Genomic DNA, 21,761 nt, shown 5'->3' on the forward strand with positions numbered 1-21,761 from the left:
ATTACCTTCTACTTAATCAGGCGGCTGTGTACGCCACACGTTGTTCACGATTTAATCCCTGAAGCGCCGACACGTCGACGATCAGCGCCACGCTACCATCACCCAGAATGGTGGCGGCAGAAATACCCGGCACTTTGCGGTAGTTGCTTTCGAGGTTCTTCACCACCACCTGGTGCTGACCGATCAGCTGATCGACCAGCAATGCGTAGCGGCGGCCCGCGCTTTGCAGGATCACCACGATACCCTGCGTGGCCTCGGTCTTCGCCCCGTCCACTTCGAACACTTTCCACAATTCCACCAGCGGCAGGTACTCACCGCGAACCTCGAGCACGCGCTCCCCGCCCGCCAGCGGATGCAGATCTTCCTCACGCGGCTGGAGGGATTCCATCACGGCGTTCAGCGGGAGGATAAAGACTTCGTCCGCCACTTTGACGGACATGCCGTCGAGGATCGCCAGCGTCAGCGGCAGCAGGATGCGAATGGTCGTGCCGGAACCCTGTTTGGACTGGATCTCAACGTGGCCGCCCATCTCCTGGATGTTACGTTTCACCACGTCCATGCCCACGCCGCGCCCGGAGACGTCGGTCACCTGCTCTGCGGTAGAGAAGCCCGGTGCGAAGATCAGCATGCCCACTTCTTCGTCGGTCATGTTTTCATTGACCGCCATTCCCTGCGAAATCGCTTTTGCCAGGATGCGCTCGCGGTTCAGACCTGCGCCGTCATCGGTCACTTCAATGCAGATGTTTCCGCCCTGATGTTCCGCAGACAGGATCAGATTCCCGACCGGGGATTTCCCGGCGGCAATGCGGTTTTCCGGCAGTTCAATACCGTGGTCGAGGCTGTTACGCACCAGGTGCGTTAACGGGTCAATGATGCGCTCGATCAGGCTTTTATCCAGTTCGGTTGAGCTGCCCATCAGGGTCAGTTCAATCTGCTTGTTCAGCTTGCTGGCGAGATCGCGAACCAGACGCGGGAAGCGGCTGAAGACATATTCCATCGGCATCATACGGATGGACATGACCGATTCCTGCAGATCGCGGGCGTTACGCTGCAGCTGGCCCATGCTGGTAATCAAATCCCCGTGGGTGACCGGGTCGAGTTCGTTTGAACGTTGCGCCAGCATCGACTGGGTGATCACCAGTTCGCCCACCAGGTTAATCAGCTGATCAACCTTCTCAACGGCGACACGGATGCTGGTCGACTCGCTGGAGCGCGCGGCAGGTTTTTCACCACGGCCCGGTGCAGCAGCCTCTTTTGGCACCGCCTTCAGCGCCGGAGCCGCAGGCGCCACAGCCGGTGCGGCAGCCTGAGCGACAACAGCCGCCTCTTCCACAGCCGCAGGGGCATCAACCGCGACCGTTTCGGTTTCGAAGGCGATTTGATCGGCTTCAATCACAAAGCACAGCACCGCCACGATATCGTCCTGGCCAATACCGTCATCAAGCGTCGCGGCCAGGCTGTCTTTGCCTTTAACCACGTTGCTTAATTTCGCCAGGTTACCCAGCTCTTCTTCCAGCAGGTTAACTTCATTCTCTTTCAGGCGAGACAGCACCACGCGCAGTTTGCCCGCCGGTGCGTCGGCAGGGGCAGACGCCTGCGCGGCAACCGTATCCACAACGCTCAGTTTTGCGGCAGGAACCACGGCTGCGGCAACCTCACCTTTGGCTTCCAGCGCGAGCTGGCGCAGCGCATTGCAGATGTATTCAAAGCTGGCGGCATCAGGCTCTGCCGAACTTTTATAGGCGTCGAGCTGTTCCTGCATAATATCTTTGGTTTCCAAAAACAGGTTGATAATGTCGGTATTGAGCTGCATCTCACCGCGTCGTGCTTCATCAAGCAGGTTTTCCATTAAATGGGTCGTTTCCTGCAGGATGGTAAATCCAAACGTTCCGGCTCCGCCTTTAATGGAATGCGCCGCACGGAAGATGGCATTGAGCTGCTCGGAATCCGGTGCTTCGGGCACCAAATCGAGCAAGTGTTGCTCCATATCGGCCAACAATTCGTCGGCTTCATCAAAGAATGTCTGGTAAAAATCGCTAATATCCATGCTCACGCTATCACCTCGGATTGGCTGGTGGCGATGTTGGAACGGCAGCCGAAGGAACGGCCCCAGGCTGTTTTAAATCGTCCAGTGACTCATTCTGACTTTCGGCGTTTTCATGCAGGATGGCCTGCTCCGCCTGCTGGTTCAGCACTAAAAGACTGATACGACGGTTGATGGCATCATCCGGCCCGCGGTCGGAAACGCGCATGGTTGCGGCCATGCCGACTACGCGCAGTACCTTGCCATCATCAAGCCCACCTGCCACCAGCTCGCGGCGCGAGGCGTTGGCACGGTCGGCAGAAAGTTCCCAGTTGCTGTATCCCTTCTCCCCACTGGCGTACGGGAAATCATCCGTGTGGCCTGACAGGCTGATTCGGTTAGGAATGCCGTTCAGCACCGGTGCAATGGCACGCAGAATATCGCGCATGTACGGTTCGACTTCCGCACTCCCGGTTTTAAACATCGGGCGGTTCTGGCTGTCGATAATCTGGATACGCAGCCCTTCCTGCACCAGGTCAATCTTCAGATGCGGTCGCAGCGCGCGCAGCTTCGGATCCGCTTCAATCAGCTGATCGAGATCGCCACGCAGTTTTTTCAGGCGCGCCTGTTCCATCTTTCGTTTCAGCTCGTCGATGTTCGGCTCTTTTTTCACCTCACCCTTCTGCTGGGTGTAATCATCGCCGCCGCCCGGGATCGGGCTTTCGCTGTTAGAGATACGCGGCCCGCCGGCCACCGCCGTTGCCAGCGGCGTGCGGAAATATTCGGCAATCTGGATCAGTTCTTTTGGGCTGGAGATGGAGATCAGCCACATCACCAGAAAGAACGCCATCATTGCGGTCATAAAATCGGCGTACGCGATTTTCCACGAGCCGTGCGCACCATGCCCACCGCCCTTGTGCTTGCGTTTTTTTACGATGACGATCGGATGGGACTGGTTTTTCATGCGTCCTCAGTTGTCGTCTGTTGGTTTGGGTTTTTCACCGCACGCACGTGTTCTTCAAGCTCGATAAACGACGGACGCTCGCTGGAGTAAAGCGTTTTACGGCCAAACTCAACCGCGATCGGTGGCGCATAACCGTTGAGGTTAGAGAGCAGCGTGATCTTCACGCACTGCATCATTTTGGTGGTTTCCGCGCTCTTCTGGCGCAGCACGCTGGCCAGCGGAGAGATAAAGCCGTACGCCAGCAAAATACCGAGGAAGGTTCCCACCATCGCATGGGCAATCAGCGCACCGAGCTCCGCTGCCGGACGGTCTGCCGAGGCCAGGGCGTGAACCACCCCCATGACCGCAGCAACGATACCGAATGCCGGAAGCGAGTCGCCGACCAGCGCCAGGCTGTTAGCCGGCACTTCCGATTCGCTTTCATGGGTTTCAATCTCTTCATCCATCAGCGCTTCGATTTCGAAGGTATTCATGTTGCCGCTGATGATCAGTCGCAGATAGTCGACGATGAAATCCAGCATCATGGCATCAGCGAGAATGCGCGGATAGCTGGCAAAAATTTCGCTCTCTTTCGGGTTTTCAATATCCCGCTCAAGCGAGAACATGCCCTGCTGACGCGACTTCGCCATCAGGCGATAGAGCAGTGCCAGCAGATCCATATACATGCTTTTGGTGTATTTTGAGCGACGGAACAGCAACGGAATTGCTTTCAGCGTGCCCTTGATCGATTTACCGTTGTTGCCAACGATAAAAGCCCCTACCCCTGCGCCGCCGATGATAATAAGTTCAGCCGGTTGATAGAGTGCTCCAAGGTGCCCGCCGGTCATCATGTAACCGCCGAAAACTGTACCGAGAACTACCAGGTAACCTAATAAGATAAGCACGACATCATCCTTCCGCTAGTGACTATGGCAAGGACGTCCAGCTCGCAGCGTTGACCGTTCGCGGGGTAAAAAAAAGCAGCGGTAATCGCTTACCGCTGCTGGAATCTTTCCCACACGTTCGGGTTAAACAGCTTGTTCGATCTGTTCATCCAGCAGTTGTGGAATAATATCGGCAGCATCCCGGGAAAGTTTACGTCTTTTTACTGCTCGGGAAGGAGGCTGACATAAACTACAGGCGAAGCTGCCTGCAGGTTGGTGAGCATGGGTAATGAAATTGCCGTTGCAGCAGTTGCAGCGCGACAGCTCAAGCATTCCGCTCTCAACAAAACGCACCAGCGTCCATGCGCGGGTCAGCGCCAGCAGAGGACCTTCTTCCTGCTGTGGGCATTGTTCAAGGTAAAGTTTGTAGGCTTTGATCACGGCGTCAACGCCGCTACACAAACCGGTTTTGAGAAGATACTGCCAGGCATTACAGAACATGGAAGCGTGAATATTCTGCTCCCACGTCATAAACCAGTCGGTAGAAAACGGCAGCATGCCTTTCGGCGGGGGACTACCACGTAACTCTTTGTACAGTTTGATGAGACGACCACGGCTCAACTGCGTCTCGCTTTCCAGCATTTGTAAACGAGCACCCAGCGTAATCAGCTCCATGGCCAACTGTATGTCACGCGCTTCCTGAACAATGCTTTTCTCGCTCATTGCTAGGCCCTTTTCTTACGGGCTACGTCATCAGGCTGGCTGATTTCGTTAAGCAAGCGAGTAGAGAGAAGAATACCGGTATGGATCTGTTGAAGATCGTCTACACGGGACTCCTGCGTCAGACGCGTTATAGTCTGAGAGTCATCGAAACGGAACTGGCAAACCAGTTGATTCGTTTCAGCCAGTTTAACCATCTGCGGGAGGGTTAAACCACCCAGCATGGTTGCCATCTCTTCGTTAATACCCAGACGAAACATCGCGGACGCCTTGTCCTGACTAATCAAACGCTGCGCGAGCAGTAAATACGACAAATTGATGTCATAGATATGTTTTAGCAACTCGGATGTATGCATTGTTCCCATCCCGAATAACCAACTATTATTTTTATGCGGAAAGACCGCACCCCGTGATGTCGCCGGGAAATCACCCGGTATAAAAAAGAAAAGGCTAAATGCATAGTTGAATTTAGGTTTGTATTCATCGAAACGCGTAAGAGAGGAAACGCGAATGCGTCTCTTACATGTTTTATCATTTCTTACAAATAACTAAGATTTTTCCTAATTCGACGCAAACTCTACTCGTCAGTTTTGACACATACAATCCAGCCATCCTCAAATTTAAAAAAAATGTGATCTACGTCACACAATTTAAGTGAATATGACCCATAAATCCATCAGTATGACTTGTAATTTGTTCAATTATTAACCAATCGACACTGTTTTGTATTCTTAATTGACGAATACTCATGCAGAAGGGGGATCAGAACTGGCATGCAACGTGCTTTTCCTCGGGTGGGCGTCGCGCGGAAACATTTACATCATTCACCCCTCCGGGAAACATTTTTCTTACTGTGAAAAAACATAGAGTTATGCAGGCAGCCCAAAAAAGATGTTTCAGAGCGTGATCATTCGAAATGATTTTGTAACGCATCAAAACGATTCAACAGTCAAGGCATAAAATTGTGTGATTTACGTTAAGTTGTTAATTTTTTTCATTTAGGCGCATTTTTCAGTTATTCTTCTTATAAGAATAATTAATGAATAATTATGATAAGCTTCACACTAATGTCGTAATCAGCCCTTGCAGAACCCGGAAAATCGCGGTAAAGGTGATCAAACGCTGTCAGTCAGACACCCAAGGAGTGCGCCATGAGTTACTCCCATCTACTTGTTTCTGTTGCCGTTTCCCCAGAAAGCCATCAACTCGTCGCCCGGGCAGTTTCCATTGCCAGACCTCACAATGCCCGCATCAGCCTCATCACGCTTGCGGCCGAACCCGAGATGTATAATCAGCTGGCTGCCCCCATGCTGGAGGATATTCGTGAGGTACTTCAGGAGGAAACGCAGCAATTTCTGCGCGAGCTGGTCGAAAAGGCACACTATCCTGTCTATGAAACTGTAATTGCGACAGGAGAACTTAATGCCCATGTTCTCGACATGTGTCGTAAACAGAATATTGATTTAGTGATATGCGGGAATCATAACCACAGCTTTTTATCGCGCGCGGCCTGCGCGGCGAAATCCATTGTCGCATCAAGTCAGGTTGACGTGTTATTAGTGCCGCTTGGGGGGCGTTAACCCCCCAGGGAAATATCAGGCAAGTTTAGGGAAAGTTGCGATCTTTTTTTGTAAATCGCCTTCATGGCTTTGTGGGGCGATATCGCGGAGATCCTGAATAAAACGCGCCTGCCAGTGGTTAATATCGTTCTTCCGGATCGTCTCCATCATTTCAGCATGGCGGGAAATACGTTCCGTGAGCGGCATGGTCAGCGCGCGGTTCAGGGCATTCGCCACGTCATCGCGATCGTAAGGGTTCACAATCAGCGCCGAGGTAAGCTCATTTGCGGCCCCGGCAAACTGGGATAGCACCAGAACACCCGGATCGGCGGGGTCCTGCGCTGCCACATACTCTTTCGCGACCAGGTTCATCCCGTCGCGCAGCGGCGTCACCAGGCCAACGTCCGCATAGCGGAAGACCTTCATCAGGATCTTGCGGTCGAAGTGCTGATTCAGATAAAACAGCGGCGTCCAGCCCAGCTGCCCGTAACGGCCATTAATGCGCCCGGCTTCTGTCTCCAGCTGATGGCGAATATCCTGATAGGCCTGAACCTCACCGCGCGACGTCGGCGCAATCTGGGTATAACGGATTTTACCGTGATGCTCCGGATATTTATCCAGCAGCGTTTCATACGCCAGGAAGCGTTCCGGCAGCCCTTTAGAATAATCAAGACGCTCGACCGAGAAGATATTTTTCACGTGCTTGAGTTCATTCTTAAGCTGCGCCAGCTTCGGCGGCAGCGGGCCGGAGGCCTGCTCCGCGATTTCGTCAGGTTCAATCCCTATTGGATACACTTCGGTGTGGAACGTTTTTCCCCACGCCGTATGGGTTTTCCCGCCTTTGGTCACCAGACGCGCTTTCCCTGACACGGAGTCAAGGAATGCCAGGCGGTCATTTTCCGTCTGGAAGCCCAGCAAATCGTAGTCACACAGCGCTTCCAGCAACTCTTCATGCGGCGGGAGCGCGGTAAAAATTTCCGGCGTCGGGAACGGGATGTGCAGGAAGAAGCCAATCCGGTTATTCACTCCCCTCTTTCGCAGCTCTCTGGCGAACGGCAGCAGGTGATAATCGTGGATCCATAAAATATCGTCTTCCTCTATCAATGGCAGCAGTTTATCCGCCAGCAGCGCATTCACGCGCGCGTAGCCTTCGAAGGATTCACGCTGGAATTTGACCAGGTCAAGACGATAGTGAAACGCCGGCCACAGGACGGCATTCGAGAACTGCGAGTAATACTCGTCGTAGTCTTTCTCTTTCAGTGCAAACGACGCCCACGTGATGTTCCCGCGCGTCACTTTTTTGAGCGGTTTCTCTTCTTCACTGATTTCTCCGCTCCAGCCAAACCACAGCCCACCAGCGGCTTTCAAGGCACCTAACACCCCTACCGCCAGGCCACCCGCACTGGCTTTTTTATCATCAGGCGGTGCGATTCGGTTAGAGACGACGACTAAGCGACCCATAATGGTTTCCCCCTTTGTTTTGCGCTATTTGTTGTTGTTGCTGGTTAGCGATATCAGATACCCACTGCCAGACGCTGGCGACATCCGCCAGCCGCCATTCGGCGACAGTGTCACCAGGCCCTACCTTAACGGCGATCCCTCCGGCCTGATTAACCACACGGAACCCGGCCTCGTCGGTCAGGTCATCCCCTAAGAAAACAGGCGTCCGGCCCTTAAATGGCGCCTCCGCCATAAATGCGGCGATGGCAGCGCCTTTATTAATCCCCTTTGGTTTTAACTCCACCACGCATTTACCCGGTTGCAGCGCCAGCTGTGGATGCGCATCCGCAACCGTCTGAGCAAGCGCGAGCACGGCATCTCCGTGCTGCGGTGCCTGGCGATAATGCAGGGCAAAGGCCATGCCTTTGGCTTCCAGCTCGGTGCCAGGCAGGTCGGCCAGCGCAGCAGAGAGCCGCTTCTGGAGCGTTTGCGTAAGTGCGTCGGGGAGTGAAACGATATGCGTTTGATCATGGATGTCGCGGCGCTCCGCTCCGTGTACACCGGCCAGCGGAAAGTGGTATGGACTGGCGAGCAGATCCAGCTCGGCCATTGAGCGCCCTGATATCAATGCCAGTGCTCCCTCATTCATGAGCGAGAGCTGATGCAAATCCTGTAACACCGCCTCCGGAATAGACACCTGATCGGGGTGCGGTTTTATCCCGGCGAGCGTGCCGTCGAGATCAAAAAAGAAAGCATAATGTCCGGGCAGTACAGGCGGTGCGGTTAACAAGTCAGCCACCCTTTTCCTCCTTACGGTTGACGAGAGGTAAACGCCTTTACCTCTTTCATAGCCATGTAAGTATAGACAGTGTGACGTCGCTCGCCATTTGACAACCGCCCCGCCAGTTTTACTGGCGGGGCGGTGAAGGGGTCAACTATGGTTATAAGTTGAGCAATAAAAGAGGTGCAAAACGGTTACACGGTACGCTTCGCTTTTTGCTTGTAACGGTCGAAAATCACCGCTGCCAGCAGGATCAGACCACGCACCACGTACTGCGAGAACGGCGAAATATTCAGCAGGTTCATGGCGTTCTCTACCGTGCCCAAAATCAGGATACCGGCCACCACATATGAGATTTTTCCGATGCCTCCCTTGAGGGAAACGCCCCCTAACACGCAGGCCGAAATAACGATCAGCTCATAACCAATAGAGGTCATTGGCTGGCCGCTGGTCATACGCGACGCCAGAATAATCCCCGCCGCGGCAGAAACCAGCCCCGAGAGCACAAAGATAATAATCTTGGTGCGCACCACCGGCACCCCGGCCAGACGGGCGGCCTCTTCGTTACCGCCAATCGCCAGCGTATTACGGCCAAAGGTGGTCCGGTTAAGCAGGAAGCCGAACAGGATCAGGCAGGCCACGGTCAGCCAGATAGGCGCAGGCAGACCCAGCCAGTTGGCGTAACCCAGCGTAAAGAAACGCTCGTCTTCAATCCCCACCGCTTTACCGTCGGAGATGATATAGGCCAGCCCGCGGACAATTTGCATTGTCGCAAGCGTCGTGATCAGGGCGTTAATCTTCAGGCGCGCGATAACAAAACCGTTCACCAGGCCGCTGATGACGCCGAGTAACAGACCGGCAAAAACGCCAATCCACAGGCTCTCCGTCATGTTGATCACCACGGCCGTCGTAACGCCTGCACAGGCAATCACCGACGCCACCGACAGGTCAAAATCGCCGGAGGCCAGACAGAACAGCATCCCGCAGGCCACCATCCCGGACATGGAGATGGCGAGACCCAGCCCCTTCATATTAATGAAGGTGGCAAAGTTGGGGACAAAGATCGCGCAGGCGACGAACAGTGCGGCAAACACCACCAGCATGCCGTACTGATCCCAGATACGCCCAACGCTCAACGCCGACTTCGACTTCGGCACTCCGGATGTAGTAACAGAGGACATCATTAACTCCTTACTCAGGCGACGGCCTGGCTAACTTTAGGCATGGCGAGGTTCAACGCCTGTTGTTCATTCGCCTGTTCATGAAGTAATTCGCCGGCAATTTCGCCTTCACGCATCACCACAATGCGGTCGGCCACGCCCAGCACCTCCGGCAGATCGCTGGAGGCGAAGAGCACCGCCACGCCGCGTTTTGCCAGCTCATAGATCACGTTATAAATCTCGTGTTTTGCCCCCACGTCGATACCGCGCGTCGGCTCATCCAGCAAGATGACCTTCATATCCTCCGACAGCCAGCGGCCCAGAATGGCCTTCTGCTGGTTTCCGCCTGACAGATTCATGATCAGCTGTTCCGGACCCGGCGTTTTGATATTCAGTGAACGAATATGGTGGTCGGCATTGCTCGACTCCCAGCTATCGTTTATCAGGCAACCTGCGCGAATAAACTTACGGCGGGCGGAAATATTGATGTTGTCGCGTACCGAGTGCACCGGAATAATACCCTCTGCTTTCCGGTCTTCCGGACAGAGCATCATCCCTGCCCCGATTGCGTGAGCCGGTTTCTGAATGTCTACCCGCTCGCCGTCAATGGAGACCTGCCCATCGGTAATACGGGTACCGCCGAACAGCCCTTTCATCAATTCGCTACGCCCCGCGCCTACCAGACCAAACAGGCCGACGATTTCACCGCTGCGTACGGATAACGAAATCGGCGTTCTGACGCCCGGCGCTTTTACGCTATCGAGGCGCAGACGCTCAGGGCCGTACTGGCGAGGCTGCCAGTGATAGATATCACCCAGATCGCGTCCGACCATCGCCTGAACAAGCTGGTCATGGTTCACCTGCGCCATGTCGGTAAAGGTGCGCACATAGCGTCCATCTTTAAACACGGTGATGGCATCGCTGAGAGCAAAAATCTCTTCCATGCGGTGCGAAACGTACAAAATCGTCCGGCCTTCCTGACGCAATTCGCGGATCACGCGGAACAGATTTTCGATTTCACGCTTAGAGAGCGAACTGGTGGGTTCATCGAAGGCAATTATTCTGGCGTTACGCGCCAGTGCCTTGGCAATTTCAACCATCTGCCACTGGCCGATGGAGAGATATTTCAGCGGCGTCTGGGGATCGACGTCCAGCCCCAGGTGTTTTAGCTGCAGCCCCGCTTCATAATTAAGTAGCGAACGATTCACCACGCCGCCTTTGTGCGGGAGCTGTCCTAAATAGATGTTTTCCGCCACGGTCATCTCAGGGATGAGGTGCAGCTCCTGATAGATAATGGCCACCCCGGCATTGAGCGCCGCCGTGGTATCGGCAAAAGAGACCTCTTCGCCGCGGATCGCCAGCGTGCCGGTTGTTGGCGAGTAGTTGCCGCTGAGGATTTTCAACAGCGTGGATTTTCCCGCACCGTTTTCCCCCATCAGGGCGTGAACCTGGCCGGCATAGCAGTCGAAGCTGATATCGGTCAGCGCGTTCACACCGGGGAAGGTTTTCCCGATGCCGCGAAAAGAGAGATACGGATCAGACTGTCGCATAACGTCTCCGTGATTCCTGTAGTGTGTACGTCAGGCCCCTCACGCAGGATGAGGGGCACAATCACCGCGTATTACTTCCCGCCCAGTCCTTTTTTTGCCAGCTCCTCTTTGAAGTTGTCGCGGGTGATGAGCACCACGTCGGTCACTTCGGTAAATTTCGGCGGTTCAGCCCCTTTGGTGACCCAGTTGTAAAGCATCTCGCTGGATTTATAGCCGTGAACGTCCGGGCTTGGCAGCAGTGAGCCGTAGAAGCCGGTGGCCTGCGCTTTGGACAGCTCGCTGACGGCGTCAACGCCGTTGATGCCAATCCCGATCACGTCAGGCGCTTTAAAGCCCTGGCCTTCCGTCGCGCGTACCCCACCCAGCACGGTGTTGTCGTTCATGCCGACCACCAGCCAGTGTTTGACCTCCGGATGCTGAACCAGCATGGAGTTGGCGGCGTCGAAAGCGCCCGGGATATCGTTAGATTTGGTGGGGACTTTGTAGATTTGTTTTTCCGGGAAACCGGCCGCCTTCAGCGCGTCCATTGACCCGGTTGTACGACGACGCGCCGTGTCCAGCTCATCCGCTGTAATAGCCATCACTGCGGTCTCTTTGACGTCCCAGCCGCGTTTTTGCATCTCTTTATAGAGTTCCTGGCCCTGACGTTCGCCGATTTTTGTCGCGGCCATCATTACCAGCGGGACGCTGTCCATCGGCTTGCCTTTGGCGTTCACGAACTGATCGTCAACGGCAATGACCTTCATGTCGTAACCGCGGGCTTTTGCCGCGATGGCCGAGCCCAGCTTTGGATCCGGCGTACAGATAACGAAACCTTTCGCACCGCTGGCCGCCAGGCTGTCGATGGCGTTCAGGGTTTTCTCACCGTCAGGCACGGCGATTTTAATCACTTCAAAACCTAAATCTTTCCCGGCCTTATCGGCGAATTTCCACTCCGTCTGGAACCAGGGCTCTTCGGGCTGTTTTACCAAAAAACCGAGTTTTAAATTCTCAGCAATAGCGGATTGTGACATAACGGCAGCCAGTCCGATGGCCGCCAACGCTTTAGTAAATTTGTGCATGGTAAACTCCAGCTTTAGCTTTCTTTTCTGTAGGGAATATGTGCGTGCTTCTTATTTAATCGGACTTAAAACAAGGCATTAGCGCTTACCTCGTTATAAGCGTTATTGCTGGTGATAGTTTTAGCGGGAAATTAATCATCCATAAGAGAGCCCCATCACACCGCAGAATTACAGTAATTGCGTACATAAATTCAGCGAAAAATGACATAAAAAAGGCAGTATTTGTCAGACAAATGAAATGAGGGTAAGCAGGATTATCCATAAGATTAGCTAAGATATCCCTGATGCCCCGGATCGGGCACGAGAACGCCGGACGTCAGAAAAGTGCAGTATGTTTTTCATCAAAAATGCCACACGCACTGAAAATTATTTACTCCACAGAATTTGATTTAGCGCAATTTTATTAATGCACCTGATATACGGAATAATTAATCCGTGATTCATTTTTTTACAGAGCATTATTCCGGTTTAATATTCCCGAAAGAGTAACAGCATATCTCTTCGATAAAAAATGTTGATTATCAGAGGATTACCTAAACACCGATCTATGGCGAGCTAATTGTATTTCTGTACTATATTAAAGTTTGTAATGTATGGTAAACACAGCCAATTTAAGAGTTTTCTTAGACCAAAGACAAGGGTATGCTTATTTATATCGAACACAGGAAGTGAATTTCGGTCGACTTCGTTTACTGCAGAAAGCGTATTTCTGCTCTTTTTCTTCGTACTTGCCTGGTGCTCAGGTTAAGCAACGGACATCACGTCCCACCGTCAATAAGGATATGAGTATGGCTACCCAAACGATGATGCAAAAACTTAACGCGCAGATGAACCTTGAGTTCTACGCCTCCAACCTGCACCTTCACTTAAGTGCCTGGTGCGCTGAGAATAGCCTCACGGGCTCTGCCACCTTCTTTCGCTCTCAGGCACAAAGTAACGTCACCCATATGATGCGCGTTTTTAACTTCCTGAAAGCTGCCGGGGCAAACCCTGTCGTTAAAGCCCTTGATGGGATAAACGAGAGCTACTCTTGTCTGGAAGAACTGTTTCAGAAAACGCTTGAAGAGTATGAACAACGCTGCAGCACCCTCAACAAACTGGCCGATGAAGCCAAAGCGCAGCAGGACATTACGACGCTGAGATTCTTACGCGATATGGATAAAGAGCAGCAGCAGGATGGCCTGCTGCTGAAGACGCTGGCGGATGAGCTGCATAACGCGCAGCAGGCAGGCTTATGTCCTGAGCAAACCGACCGTCACCTGCTCGACATTGTGGCGGTGCAGCACCACTGAGTTTCTGGCCTGCTTCCGTCCCGGGGAGCAGGTCCCCTTCCCCTCTCCAACCTTCTGCTTTTGCTGAAATTTAACAAATCAGATCTGGCTCCCAATGATTAACCACACAACGTGTGATGATTTATTTAATTACATAATCATTGACGAGGGAGCATCATGATCACCATTGAGTTTGTTGTCATTCTCCTCTGCCTGCTGACGGGTACGCGTTTCGGCGGTATGGGGCTTGGGTTAATCAGCGGTATTGGTCTTTTTATTTTATGTTTCGTCTTTGGTCTGCAGCCGGGTAAACCCCCGGTTGACGTCATGTTGACCATCCTCGCGGTGATTGGCTGTGCCGCTACCCTGCAAACGGCGGGCGGTCTCAACGTCATGATGCAGTTTGCGGAACGTCTGCTGCGCAAACACCCGCAGCACATCACCCTGCTCGCTCCGTTTACCACCTGGATGCTGACCTTTCTGTGCGGCACCGGCCATGTGGTCTACACCATGTTCCCGATTATTGCGGATATCGCCCTGAAAAAAGGGATCCGCCCGGAGCGCCCTATGGCCGTGGCGTCGGTCGCGTCGCAGATGGCGATCACGGCCTCCCCCGTTTCCGTTGCCGTCGTGTCGCTGGTGTCCATCCTGGCAGCCCAGCATGGGTTCGGCCACGCGTGGGGAATTCTGGAAATTCTCGCCGTGTCGGTTCCTGCTTCACTTTTCGGCGTGGCTATTGCTGCACTGTGGAGTTTACGCCGCGGGAAAGATTTGGCGGACGACATGGAGTTTCAGGAAAAGCTAAAAGATCCTAAGCAGCGCGAGTTTATCTACGGCGGAACAGAGACGTTGATGAATCAGCATTTCCCAAAACAGGCCTACTGGTCCACGTGGATTTTCTTTGCCGGCATTGCCGTGGTCGTTCTGCTGGGGGCCTTCCCTGAGCTGCGCCCCGCCTTTGAACTGAAAGGCAAAATGACGGCGCTGTCGATGAACCTTGTCATCCAGATGATGATGCTAATTGCGGGTGCCGTGATGCTGATGGCCTGTAAGGTCAATGCCTCCGCGATTTCCAACGGCGCGGTGTTCAAGGCCGGTATGGTTGCGATCTTCTCGGTATTCGGCGTGGCGTGGATGAGCGATACCTTTTTCCAGGCGCATCTCGACGAGTTAAAGCTGGCCCTGGAAGGCGTGGTGAAAAGCCACCCGTGGACATATGCGATTGTGCTGTTTCTGGTGTCAAAACTGGTGAACAGCCAGGCGGCGGCGCTGACGGCGGTTGCGCCGATGGGGTTGATGTTGGGCATCGACCCGAAAATGCTGATCGCCTTTTTCCCGGCGTCCTACGGCTATTTTGTCCTGCCGACCTATCCCAGCGATTTGGCCTGCATCGGCTTTGACCGGTCAGGCACGACCCGCATCGGTAAATTTATCATCAACCACAGCTTTATTTTGCCAGGGCTGATTGGGGTAAGCTGCGCGTGTGCCGCGAGCTACCTGCTGATCCAGACGTTCTTCTGATAACATCAAAGGGCGACGCATGCCGTCGCCCATTTCCCTGCGTCAGTGGGACTCACCCTGCGGCGTGAATCGCAGCTCGATCAGCGCGATGGCTTTCTGGATCGCACGAAGCGTTACCGGGTCAGCGGCAGCAGGATGGCTGGCAAAATCGATGTTTTTCAGCTGGGTAGACATCTTCTCGCGCACTTCAACCGGCGCAATCACGTCCAGAACATCCAGGATTTGTTTGATAACCAGCTGGCAGGCGACAACGTCAGAGACCAGTTCCTGATCGGCGCTCAGGTTTTGTGACATGGGGTTTCTCCTTATTTAAAGGCCGCCATAGTATCAAAACACGCCCCCTGACATCTTCCCTTCAACGTCTGCAGGTATAAAAAAACCTGCCGAAGCAGGTTTTTTTTATCAGAACATGGCGCCCGGCGGCACGTCTTTGAACGTGCGGCAGTAATTGGCCCACATACTTTTCAGGATTTTGCGCAGTTTCACAGTGATGCTCCATCAACTTGTTATACAACTTTATCGTCAATGCGCCTATAATATGACCATCATCACAAAAATCAATGCTTTTGTGATAGAAATCACAATTTAATCAGAATGGGGTCTGATCGCGTTCACCATCGACCCGTTGCGAAGAGTGAGGGCAGATTGTCCGGCTATTCCAGCCATTGCGGCGGGCATCTGCGGGTACGATAACGTATTTCCATCCACTCAGAGCGAACCATGAAAAGAGTCATTGTAGCCGGCACACTCCTCCTGCTCGCGGGGTGCAGCATTAACCGCCAGGCTGAAGTCAGCAGCCTCGATGCGCCGAACGGCATCGTCCGCCTTAACTACGGTCAGGCAGCGCTGCAAAATGCGTATTCCGATGAGTATGTGAATAACGGTACGGCGGCAAAAGCGTGTCAGAGCATGGGGTACGCCACTGCCTCAGCCTATGGTCAGCCCATTAAAACCTGCACCCTCATTAGCGGCTCGTTGTGTCTGAACGAGAGCGTGACTATCCAGTATAAATGTATGGGTTATGCCGTGAACCCTAAGTCAAACAATCCGTGGTATTAATCCAGACTGCCAGCGCAGGCTGGCAGTTTATTTCATTACGAACAAAAACAATTCTCATTAATAAATGATAAAATCGCCAATGCGTTTTATTCCCATTCGTATTTTAAATAAATAAAATAAATATTTTACTTTTTGCAAATAATTAAATAACAAATTATAGTGTCGCTCATTGTGAACCAGAAATAATAACCCGGAGCGCCACCATGCTGAAAACTGAAATGTTCGACAAGCTCAACGCACAAATGAATCTTGAGCTGTATTCATCCCTTCTCTACCAGCAGATGAGCGCCTGGTGCAGCTATCACAGCTTCGAAGGCGCTGCCGCGTTTCTGCGTCGTCACGCGCAGGAAGAGATGACCCACATGCAGCGTCTGTTTGATTATCTGACGGATACCGGCAGCCTGCCGCGCATTGAAACCGTGGCATCACCATTTGCTGAATATAATTCTCTCGATGAACTGTTCCGCGCCACCTACGAGCACGAGCAGCTGATCACCCAGAAAATTAACGAACTGGTTCATGCCGCGATGACCAGCCAGGATTATCCAACCTTCAATTTCCTGCAGTGGTATGTCGCCGAACAGCATGAAGAAGAGAAGCTGTTTAAATCCGTGCTGGATAAATTATCTCTGGTGGGGAAATCAGGCGAAGGTCTTTACTTTATTGATAAAGAACTTTCCACGCTGGATACGCAGAATTAATTTCAACGCGGTGCGGGTTCCCTGCACCGCGTTAATTTACATACACCCAGCGCAGCTGGTGCAGCGCCAGTCGTGAGGATTCACGGCCTGGTAAAAATAGCGGTAGCTGGCCGTCTCCAGCGCAATACCCATCTCGAAAAACATATCCGTCAACCAGTCGACATTCGCTATGATCCACTCATCTTCCTGTAAGCCTTGTGCAAAGGTCTCATCCTCAGGATCAATAACCGAATAGATTCCCCAGGTGCCCATATCTTTTTCGCGGCGGGACTCCGGAAGTATCAGGGGCTGGTTCTGCCAGTGGATTATCCAGTGGCCATGGCACAACAGGTTGCCTCCACGGCTCCATGCCGCGGTAAAAGGATTCTCCCCCGCCATAAAACCCTCACTTTATTTGATAATTTATATTTATTGTTTACGTTACGCCGAAATGTTGCTCAGCAACATTGCCCTCATGTAGTAGGCGGAAGCCTATAAAGGGTCAGAGGAATATTAATGTGTAAAACATTCATTACACTTATTGTAACGGTGATTTGACGAGTTACAGCTTTTCCCTTACTCTGCGCCGCAGATTTTGTCGCGGTTAAGAAGCGTTGTAGAGGAAAGCGTGAAAAACAGAACTCTGGGAAGTATTTTTATCGTCGCCGGAACGACGATTGGCGCAGGAATGCTGGCAATGCCTCTGGCAGCCGCGGGCGTGGGATTTGGCATGACCCTGCTGCTGCTGGGGACGCTCTGGGCGCTGATGTGCTACACCGCCCTGCTGTTGCTTGAGGTTTACCAGCATGTGCCCGCCGATACCGGTCTGGGTTCCCTCGCGGCGCGCTACCTGGGACGCTACGGCCAGTGGATAACCGGCTTCAGCATGATGTTCCTGATGTACGCCCTGACCGCCGCCTACATCAGCGGGGCCGGGGAGTTGATCGCTTCCAGCGTTAACGACTGGTTTGGGTCTGACATTACCCCGGCGACGGGCGCCATCTTCTTTGCGCTCATCGGCGGCGGCGTGGTCTGCGTGGGAACGTCGCTGGTGGATCTGTTTAACCGTTTCCTGTTCAGCGCCAAAATTCTGTTCCTGATTGTCATGCTGGTCCTGCTGGCACCGCATGTTCATCAGGTCAATCTGCTGTCGCTGCCGCTGGAAAAAGGGCTGGCGCTTTCCGCCATCCCGGTCATTTTCACCTCGTTTGGCTTCCACGGCAGCGTGCCGAGCATCGTCAGCTATATGAACGGCGATATTCGCAAGCTGCGCCGCGTCTTTGTTATCGGCAGCGCGATCCCGCTGATTGCCTACATTTTCTGGCAGCTGGTGACCCTGGGCAGCATCGACTCTTCAACCTTTATTGGCCTGATGGCACAGCACGCAGGCCTGAACGGTTTTCTGCTGGCGCTGCGCGAGGTCGTCACCTCCCCGCACGTGGAGCTGGCGGTACACCTCTTTGCCGACCTGGCGCTGGCAACCTCGTTTCTGGGCGTGGCGCTTGGCCTGTTTGACTATCTGGCCGACCTGTTCCAGCGCCGCAATACCGCCGCAGGACGATTACAGACCGGGGCCATCACCTTCCTGCCGCCGCTGGCCTTTGCGCTGTTTTATCCACGCGGGTTTGTGATGGCGCTGGGGTATGCGGGGGTGGCGCTCTCGGTCCTTGCCCTGCTCCTCCCCTCCCTGCTGGCGTGGAAGAGCCGCCAGCAGCATCCGCAACAGGGTTACCGCGTGGCGGGAGGAAAACCGCTGCTGTGCATTGTGTTTGGCTGTGGCGTGGTGATTATTCTGGTGCAGGTACTGATTGCGGCGGGAATGCTGCCGGAAGTGGGTTAATGAAAAAAGGGGCTGTCATCAGCCCCTTTTTTTATCAGTGCAAACAGCAGCTCTTGAACTTCTTCCCGCTGCCGCAAGGACACGGATCGTTACGCCCAACCTTCGTGCCGTTCACCATCGGCTTCTTCACCTCCGGCTGCTGCGGATTGTTCACCCAGTAGTTATACAAGCGCAGCGCCGCAGGCTGAATGCGTTCAATGCTGGCGGTATATTCTTCTTCGGTCAATTCATCCAGCTGGTCGCCGATCTCTTCGCTACCGTGCAGCGCAATCACATCCAGATCGGCCTTCAGCTCGTTCGGCAAGGCTGACCAGTCCGTCAGCGCCACGCCGCGCATGTAGCCGTAGCACCACTCTTCCACCACGGTATAGCTCTCACCGTCAATGTCGTTATAGCCAAACATCGGTTCAAACTGGTCCGGATATTCGCTCAGGCGCTCGGCAATATCGTTCATATGCTTAAAGCAAAGATCGATAAAACGGTTCATCTCGCGATCGTTTTTCCAGCGCGGAATGTATTTCTCGCCACCCCACACCGCCACCAGCCAGGTATCTGGCTCAACGACAACAGGACCGGAAAGCACCGCGGTAAACATGCCGTCCAGTTCAGACACGTCAAGCACGGACGCATCGTCATGACCGTAAGAGATTAACGTCTCTTCAAGCCACGCCATTTCGCTTTCATTTAATGGGCCTTCAGTCATCGCTGACACTCCTGATAAAAAGGAAACGATCCTAACACATATCTCACGCCTTTCCGGGCTGAAGTTTAGGTCTTTATTGCTGCAAAAACGTGCAAATCGTGACCTTTGCACAACTTATGGGCTTTATTGTTAACGATATGTGATCTCCGCTGTAATTTCTTCTTCTCCCGCAAGGCGGCATAACGCGGCGCTCTATACTCAAACATGTCACAGGCCCGTCAATGGGTTAACCATTCTGGCAACGTTTTTGCTTAATGTTCTTCGCGCGACGCTGCGCAAGGAAACCTCGCCGTATATGCAGGATGCCGTCTGTATCTTGTTCGTTTAGTGCATTTTGTTCTTGCTCGTGTTTCGGATTGGCTGCGCCGTCGGGCGTTCGGGTTTACGCCGTGGTGCAAAAACCTCTTTGCTAAGGAACATAATAATGTCGCTGAAATTTATCAGAACTCCGCTTTCTCTCGTGTTGGCCGGTTGCCTGGTGACGGCGTTTTCCGCCAGGGCAGATATCGTGATTGGCGTGGCCGGGCCGTTCACGGGTCCTAATGCCACCTATGGCGATCAGTACTGGCACGGCGCAACGCAGGCCGCTGAAGACATTAACGCCGCCGGCGGCATTAACGGCGAGAAGATCAAACTGGTTCAGGGGGATGACGCCTGCGAGCCTAAGCAGGCGGTGGCGGTGGCCAACCGCTTAGTCGACCAGGATAAAGTCAACGCCGTGGTCGGTCATTTCTGTTCCTCTTCCACCATGCCCGCCTCCGAGGTTTACAGCGATGCGGGGATCATCGCTATTACCCCCGGTTCAACCAACCCGCTGATTACCGAACGCGGCATGAACGACATGTTCCGCATGTGCGGCCGCGATGACCAGCAGGGCCAGGTGGCCAGCGACTTCATCATCGACAAGCTGAAAGCCAAACGGGTGGTGATTATTCACGATAAAGACACCTATGGTCAGGGCCTGGCTGACGCCACCAAAGCGGCGCTGGCGAAACGCGGGGTTCAGGATGTGATGTACGAGGGGTTATCCCGCGGTGAAAAAGACTTTAACGCGCTGGTCACTAAGATCGGCGCGCAAAAACCGGACGTCGTGTTCTTCGGGGGCTGTCATCCGGAAGCCGGCCCGCTGGTTCGCCAGATGCGTGAGCAGGGCGTGCAGGCGAAATTCTTCTCCGGGGACTGTATCGTCAACGAAGAGATGGTGACCGCGGCGGGCGGCCCGCAATATACCAATGGCATTTACATGACCTTCGGTAAAGATCCGCGCCTGATCCCGGACGGCAAAGCGGTAATCGAGAAATTCCGCGCCGGTAAATTCGAGCCGGAAGGTTACACCCTCTACTCCTACGCCTCGGTACAGGCGATTGCCGCGGCCTTCAAGGCCACCGGCGGCAAGGACTCTGCCAAAGCCAGCGAGTGGCTGAAGGCCAATTCCGTCGACACGGTGATGGGCAAAAAAGCCTGGGACAGCAAAGGCGATCTGAAAGTCTCTGACTACGTGGTTTACCAGTGGGACGACAAAGGAAAATATAAGGAAGTGGAGTAACGGGACGGAGTCACGCTCAACGTCGATGGGCTCGCCCGTCGGCGCGTAATAAACATCAGGCTGCGCGGCTCGCGCAGCCTATAAAACGAGCGCGCTAAAATGAGTACATTCTTCCTGCAACAGTTAATCAATGGCTTAACGCTGGGTTCCGTCTACGGCCTGATCGCCATCGGCTACACCATGGTGTACGGCATTATCGGCATGATTAATTTCGCCCACGGCGAAGTGTATATGATTTCCGCCTATCTCTGCGCCATTGGCCTGGCGCTGCTCTCGTTCTTCGGCCTGCAGTCCTTCCCGCTGCTGATCCTCGGCACGCTGGTGTTCACCATTGTGGTCACCGGGGTGTACGGCTGGACCATCGAGCGTATCGCCTATAAGCCGCTGCGCAACTCCACGCGCCTGGCACCGCTGATCTCCGCCATCGGGATATCGCTTATCCTGCAAAACTACGCGCAGCTGAGCCAGGGCCCGCGCCAGCAAGGGGTACCGACCATGCTGGACGGCGTGATTCGCCTGCATCTGGGCGAAGGGTTCGTGCAGATAACCTACACCAAAGTGTTTATTCTGGTGGCCTCGTTTGCCGGCATGCTGGTGCTCACCTGGATAATCAACCGTACCCGGCTGGGGCGGATGTGCCGTGCGGTGCAGCAGGATCGCAAAATGGCCTCCATTCTGGGGATTAACACCGACCGGATTATTTCGCTGGTCTTCGTCATCGGCGCGGCGATGGCGGGCCTGGCGGGGGTGCTGATCACCATGAATTACGGCACCTTTGATTTCTACGTCGGGTTCGTGATCGGCATTAAAGCTTTCACGGCGGCGGTACTGGGCGGCATCGGTTCCCTCCCCGGCGCCATGCTCGGTGGCCTTATCCTGGGCGTGGCGGAAGCGCAGTTCTCGGGCATGGTGAACTCGGACTATAAAGATGTCTTCTCGTTTGGCCTGCTGGTGATGATCCTGATTTTCCGCCCTCAGGGGCTGCTCGGGCGCCCGATTGTGGCCAAAGTGTGAGGGAGA

22 protein-coding genes are annotated in these 21,761 nt (G+C 53.8%); 8 read left to right on the forward strand and 14 right to left on the reverse strand.

Going from position 1 to position 21,761, the window contains the following annotated elements; genetic code table 11:
• Positions 1-16 precede the first annotated feature (16 nt).
• The 5 genes from cheA to flhD all read right to left on the reverse strand — a co-directional run bounded on the left by cheA (position 17) and on the right by flhD (position 4,926).
• Positions 17-2,053, reverse strand: a complete 2,037-nt coding sequence (gene cheA / locus PI91_RS16495) for a chemotaxis protein CheA (RefSeq protein ID WP_008500419.1) — start codon at positions 2,051-2,053, stop codon at positions 17-19.
• 4 nt (positions 2,054-2,057) lie between these two features.
• Positions 2,058-2,987: a flagellar motor protein MotB gene (motB, locus tag PI91_RS16500; RefSeq protein ID WP_008500418.1), complete on the reverse strand. Its 930-nt coding sequence runs from the start codon at positions 2,985-2,987 to the stop codon at positions 2,058-2,060.
• Positions 2,984-3,871, reverse strand: coding sequence for a flagellar motor stator protein MotA (motA, locus tag PI91_RS16505; RefSeq protein ID WP_008500417.1), 888 nt, complete (start codon positions 3,869-3,871; stop codon positions 2,984-2,986). Before motA ends, motB begins: the two co-directional genes overlap by 4 nt.
• Positions 3,872-3,994: 123 nt before the next feature.
• On the reverse strand, positions 3,995-4,573 hold the full coding sequence (gene flhC, locus PI91_RS16510) for a flagellar transcriptional regulator FlhC (RefSeq protein ID WP_008500416.1): 579 nt from the start codon (positions 4,571-4,573) through the stop codon (positions 3,995-3,997).
• 2 nt (positions 4,574-4,575) lie between these two features.
• Positions 4,576-4,926 (reverse strand): flagellar transcriptional regulator FlhD, encoded by a 351-nt coding sequence (gene flhD, locus PI91_RS16515; RefSeq protein ID WP_008500415.1) that lies wholly within the window; start codon positions 4,924-4,926, stop codon positions 4,576-4,578.
• Between the two features lie 795 nt (positions 4,927-5,721).
• Here flhD and uspC point away from each other — a divergent pair.
• Positions 5,722-6,150, forward strand: a complete 429-nt coding sequence (gene uspC / locus PI91_RS16520; RefSeq protein ID WP_039266616.1) for a universal stress protein UspC — start codon at positions 5,722-5,724, stop codon at positions 6,148-6,150.
• Between the two features lie 15 nt (positions 6,151-6,165).
• Here uspC and otsA read toward each other — a convergent pair whose 3' ends face one another.
• The 5 genes from otsA to araF form a co-directional block, all read right to left on the reverse strand.
• The gene (otsA, locus tag PI91_RS16525; RefSeq protein ID WP_021240457.1) at positions 6,166-7,590 is read right to left on the reverse strand and encodes an alpha,alpha-trehalose-phosphate synthase; all 1,425 of its coding nucleotides are present in this window, start codon (positions 7,588-7,590) and stop codon (positions 6,166-6,168) included.
• Entirely contained in the window at positions 7,565-8,368 is an 804-nt protein-coding gene (otsB, locus tag PI91_RS16530; protein ID WP_032652519.1) for a trehalose-phosphatase, read from the reverse strand. Before otsB ends, otsA begins: the two co-directional genes overlap by 26 nt.
• A 176-nt stretch (positions 8,369-8,544) precedes the next feature.
• Positions 8,545-9,534: an L-arabinose ABC transporter permease AraH gene (araH, locus tag PI91_RS16535; RefSeq protein ID WP_171843394.1), complete on the reverse strand. Its 990-nt coding sequence runs from the start codon at positions 9,532-9,534 to the stop codon at positions 8,545-8,547.
• Between the two features lie 11 nt (positions 9,535-9,545).
• Positions 9,546-11,060, reverse strand: coding sequence for an L-arabinose ABC transporter ATP-binding protein AraG (araG, locus tag PI91_RS16540; protein WP_008500410.1), 1,515 nt, complete (start codon positions 11,058-11,060; stop codon positions 9,546-9,548).
• Positions 11,061-11,131: 71 nt separating this feature from the next.
• Positions 11,132-12,121 (reverse strand): arabinose ABC transporter substrate-binding protein AraF, encoded by a 990-nt coding sequence (gene araF, locus PI91_RS16545; RefSeq protein ID WP_008500409.1) that lies wholly within the window; start codon positions 12,119-12,121, stop codon positions 11,132-11,134.
• 788 nt (positions 12,122-12,909) lie between these two features.
• On the opposite strand from araF, the gene PI91_RS16550 reads away from it, so the two are divergent.
• Both PI91_RS16550 and PI91_RS16555 read left to right on the forward strand, forming a co-directional pair.
• Positions 12,910-13,413, forward strand: a complete 504-nt coding sequence (locus tag PI91_RS16550; RefSeq protein ID WP_008500408.1) for a non-heme ferritin-like protein — start codon at positions 12,910-12,912, stop codon at positions 13,411-13,413.
• 156 nt (positions 13,414-13,569) lie between these two features.
• Positions 13,570-14,913, forward strand: a complete 1,344-nt coding sequence (locus PI91_RS16555) for an anaerobic C4-dicarboxylate transporter (RefSeq protein ID WP_039266617.1) — start codon at positions 13,570-13,572, stop codon at positions 14,911-14,913.
• A 42-nt stretch (positions 14,914-14,955) separates the two neighbouring features.
• On the opposite strand, the gene PI91_RS16560 is transcribed toward PI91_RS16555, so the two are convergent.
• Complete coding sequence (locus PI91_RS16560; protein ID WP_008500405.1) at positions 14,956-15,207, reverse strand: DUF2766 family protein; 252 nt, start codon at positions 15,205-15,207, stop codon at positions 14,956-14,958.
• 108 nt (positions 15,208-15,315) lie between these two features.
• The gene (gene azuC, locus PI91_RS25790) at positions 15,316-15,399 is read right to left on the reverse strand and encodes a stress response protein AzuC (RefSeq protein ID WP_014884364.1); all 84 of its coding nucleotides are present in this window, start codon (positions 15,397-15,399) and stop codon (positions 15,316-15,318) included.
• A gap of 234 nt (positions 15,400-15,633) precedes the next feature.
• Between azuC and yecR the strand changes: the two genes are divergently transcribed.
• Together yecR and ftnA are read left to right on the forward strand one after the other, a co-directional pair.
• Entirely contained in the window at positions 15,634-15,972 is a 339-nt protein-coding gene (gene yecR, locus PI91_RS16565) for a YecR family lipoprotein (RefSeq protein ID WP_021240460.1), read from the forward strand.
• 203 nt (positions 15,973-16,175) lie between these two features.
• A complete protein-coding gene (ftnA, locus tag PI91_RS16570; protein WP_039266618.1) occupies positions 16,176-16,673 on the forward strand; it encodes a non-heme ferritin in 498 nt (165 codons plus the stop codon).
• Positions 16,674-16,709: 36 nt separating this feature from the next.
• Here the strand turns inward: ftnA and PI91_RS16575 are convergent, their stop codons facing one another.
• Complete coding sequence (locus tag PI91_RS16575) at positions 16,710-17,051, reverse strand: hypothetical protein (RefSeq protein WP_023293975.1); 342 nt, start codon at positions 17,049-17,051, stop codon at positions 16,710-16,712.
• Positions 17,052-17,280: 229 nt separating this feature from the next.
• Between PI91_RS16575 and tyrP the strand changes: the two genes are divergently transcribed.
• Positions 17,281-18,492 carry a tyrosine transporter TyrP gene (gene tyrP, locus PI91_RS16580; RefSeq protein ID WP_039266619.1) on the forward strand — a complete coding sequence of 404 codons (1,212 nt, stop codon included), beginning with the start codon at positions 17,281-17,283 and terminating at the stop codon, positions 18,490-18,492.
• A 34-nt stretch (positions 18,493-18,526) separates the two neighbouring features.
• Here tyrP and PI91_RS16585 read toward each other — a convergent pair whose 3' ends face one another.
• On the reverse strand, positions 18,527-19,195 hold the full coding sequence (locus tag PI91_RS16585; protein WP_039266620.1) for a YecA family protein: 669 nt from the start codon (positions 19,193-19,195) through the stop codon (positions 18,527-18,529).
• A 424-nt stretch (positions 19,196-19,619) separates the two neighbouring features.
• On the opposite strand from PI91_RS16585, the gene PI91_RS16590 reads away from it, so the two are divergent.
• A complete protein-coding gene (locus PI91_RS16590; protein WP_039266622.1) occupies positions 19,620-20,741 on the forward strand; it encodes a branched-chain amino acid ABC transporter substrate-binding protein in 1,122 nt (373 codons plus the stop codon).
• A gap of 99 nt (positions 20,742-20,840) precedes the next feature.
• Positions 20,841-21,755 (forward strand): branched-chain amino acid ABC transporter permease, encoded by a 915-nt coding sequence (locus tag PI91_RS16595; RefSeq protein ID WP_008500397.1) that lies wholly within the window; start codon positions 20,841-20,843, stop codon positions 21,753-21,755.
• Positions 21,756-21,761 lie beyond the last annotated feature (6 nt).

It is taken from the genome of Enterobacter sp. FB (genome assembly GCF_000805795.1).
GTDB classification, from domain to species: domain Bacteria; phylum Pseudomonadota; class Gammaproteobacteria; order Enterobacterales; family Enterobacteriaceae; genus Enterobacter; species Enterobacter roggenkampii.

Bases quoted from the DNA above. Each gene is read 5' to 3' on its own strand.
- motB (WP_008500418.1), bottom strand. From the start codon at position 2,987: ATGAAAAACCAGTCCCATCCGATCGTCATCGTAAAAAAACGCAAGCAC.
- flhC (WP_008500416.1), bottom strand. From the start codon at position 4,573: ATGAGCGAGAAAAGCATTGTTCAGGAAGCGCGTGACATACAGTTGGCC.
- flhD (WP_008500415.1), bottom strand. From the start codon at position 4,926: ATGCATACATCCGAGTTGCTAAAACATATCTATGACATCAATTTGTCG.
- uspC (WP_039266616.1), top strand. From the start codon at position 5,722: ATGAGTTACTCCCATCTACTTGTTTCTGTTGCCGTTTCCCCAGAAAGC.
- otsA (WP_021240457.1), bottom strand. From the start codon at position 7,590: ATGGGTCGCTTAGTCGTCGTCTCTAACCGAATCGCACCGCCTGATGAT.
- araH (WP_171843394.1), bottom strand. From the start codon at position 9,534: ATGATGTCCTCTGTTACTACATCCGGAGTGCCGAAGTCGAAGTCGGCG.
- araG (WP_008500410.1), bottom strand. From the start codon at position 11,060: ATGCGACAGTCTGATCCGTATCTCTCTTTTCGCGGCATCGGGAAAACC.
- araF (WP_008500409.1), bottom strand. From the start codon at position 12,121: ATGCACAAATTTACTAAAGCGTTGGCGGCCATCGGACTGGCTGCCGTT.
- PI91_RS16550 (WP_008500408.1), top strand. From the start codon at position 12,910: ATGGCTACCCAAACGATGATGCAAAAACTTAACGCGCAGATGAACCTT.
- PI91_RS16555 (WP_039266617.1), top strand. From the start codon at position 13,570: ATGATCACCATTGAGTTTGTTGTCATTCTCCTCTGCCTGCTGACGGGT.
- PI91_RS16560 (WP_008500405.1), bottom strand. From the start codon at position 15,207: ATGTCACAAAACCTGAGCGCCGATCAGGAACTGGTCTCTGACGTTGTC.
- yecR (WP_021240460.1), top strand. From the start codon at position 15,634: ATGAAAAGAGTCATTGTAGCCGGCACACTCCTCCTGCTCGCGGGGTGC.
- ftnA (WP_039266618.1), top strand. From the start codon at position 16,176: ATGCTGAAAACTGAAATGTTCGACAAGCTCAACGCACAAATGAATCTT.
- PI91_RS16575 (WP_023293975.1), bottom strand. From the start codon at position 17,051: ATGGCGGGGGAGAATCCTTTTACCGCGGCATGGAGCCGTGGAGGCAAC.
- PI91_RS16585 (WP_039266620.1), bottom strand. From the start codon at position 19,195: ATGACTGAAGGCCCATTAAATGAAAGCGAAATGGCGTGGCTTGAAGAG.
- PI91_RS16590 (WP_039266622.1), top strand. From the start codon at position 19,620: ATGTCGCTGAAATTTATCAGAACTCCGCTTTCTCTCGTGTTGGCCGGT.
- PI91_RS16595 (WP_008500397.1), top strand. From the start codon at position 20,841: ATGAGTACATTCTTCCTGCAACAGTTAATCAATGGCTTAACGCTGGGT.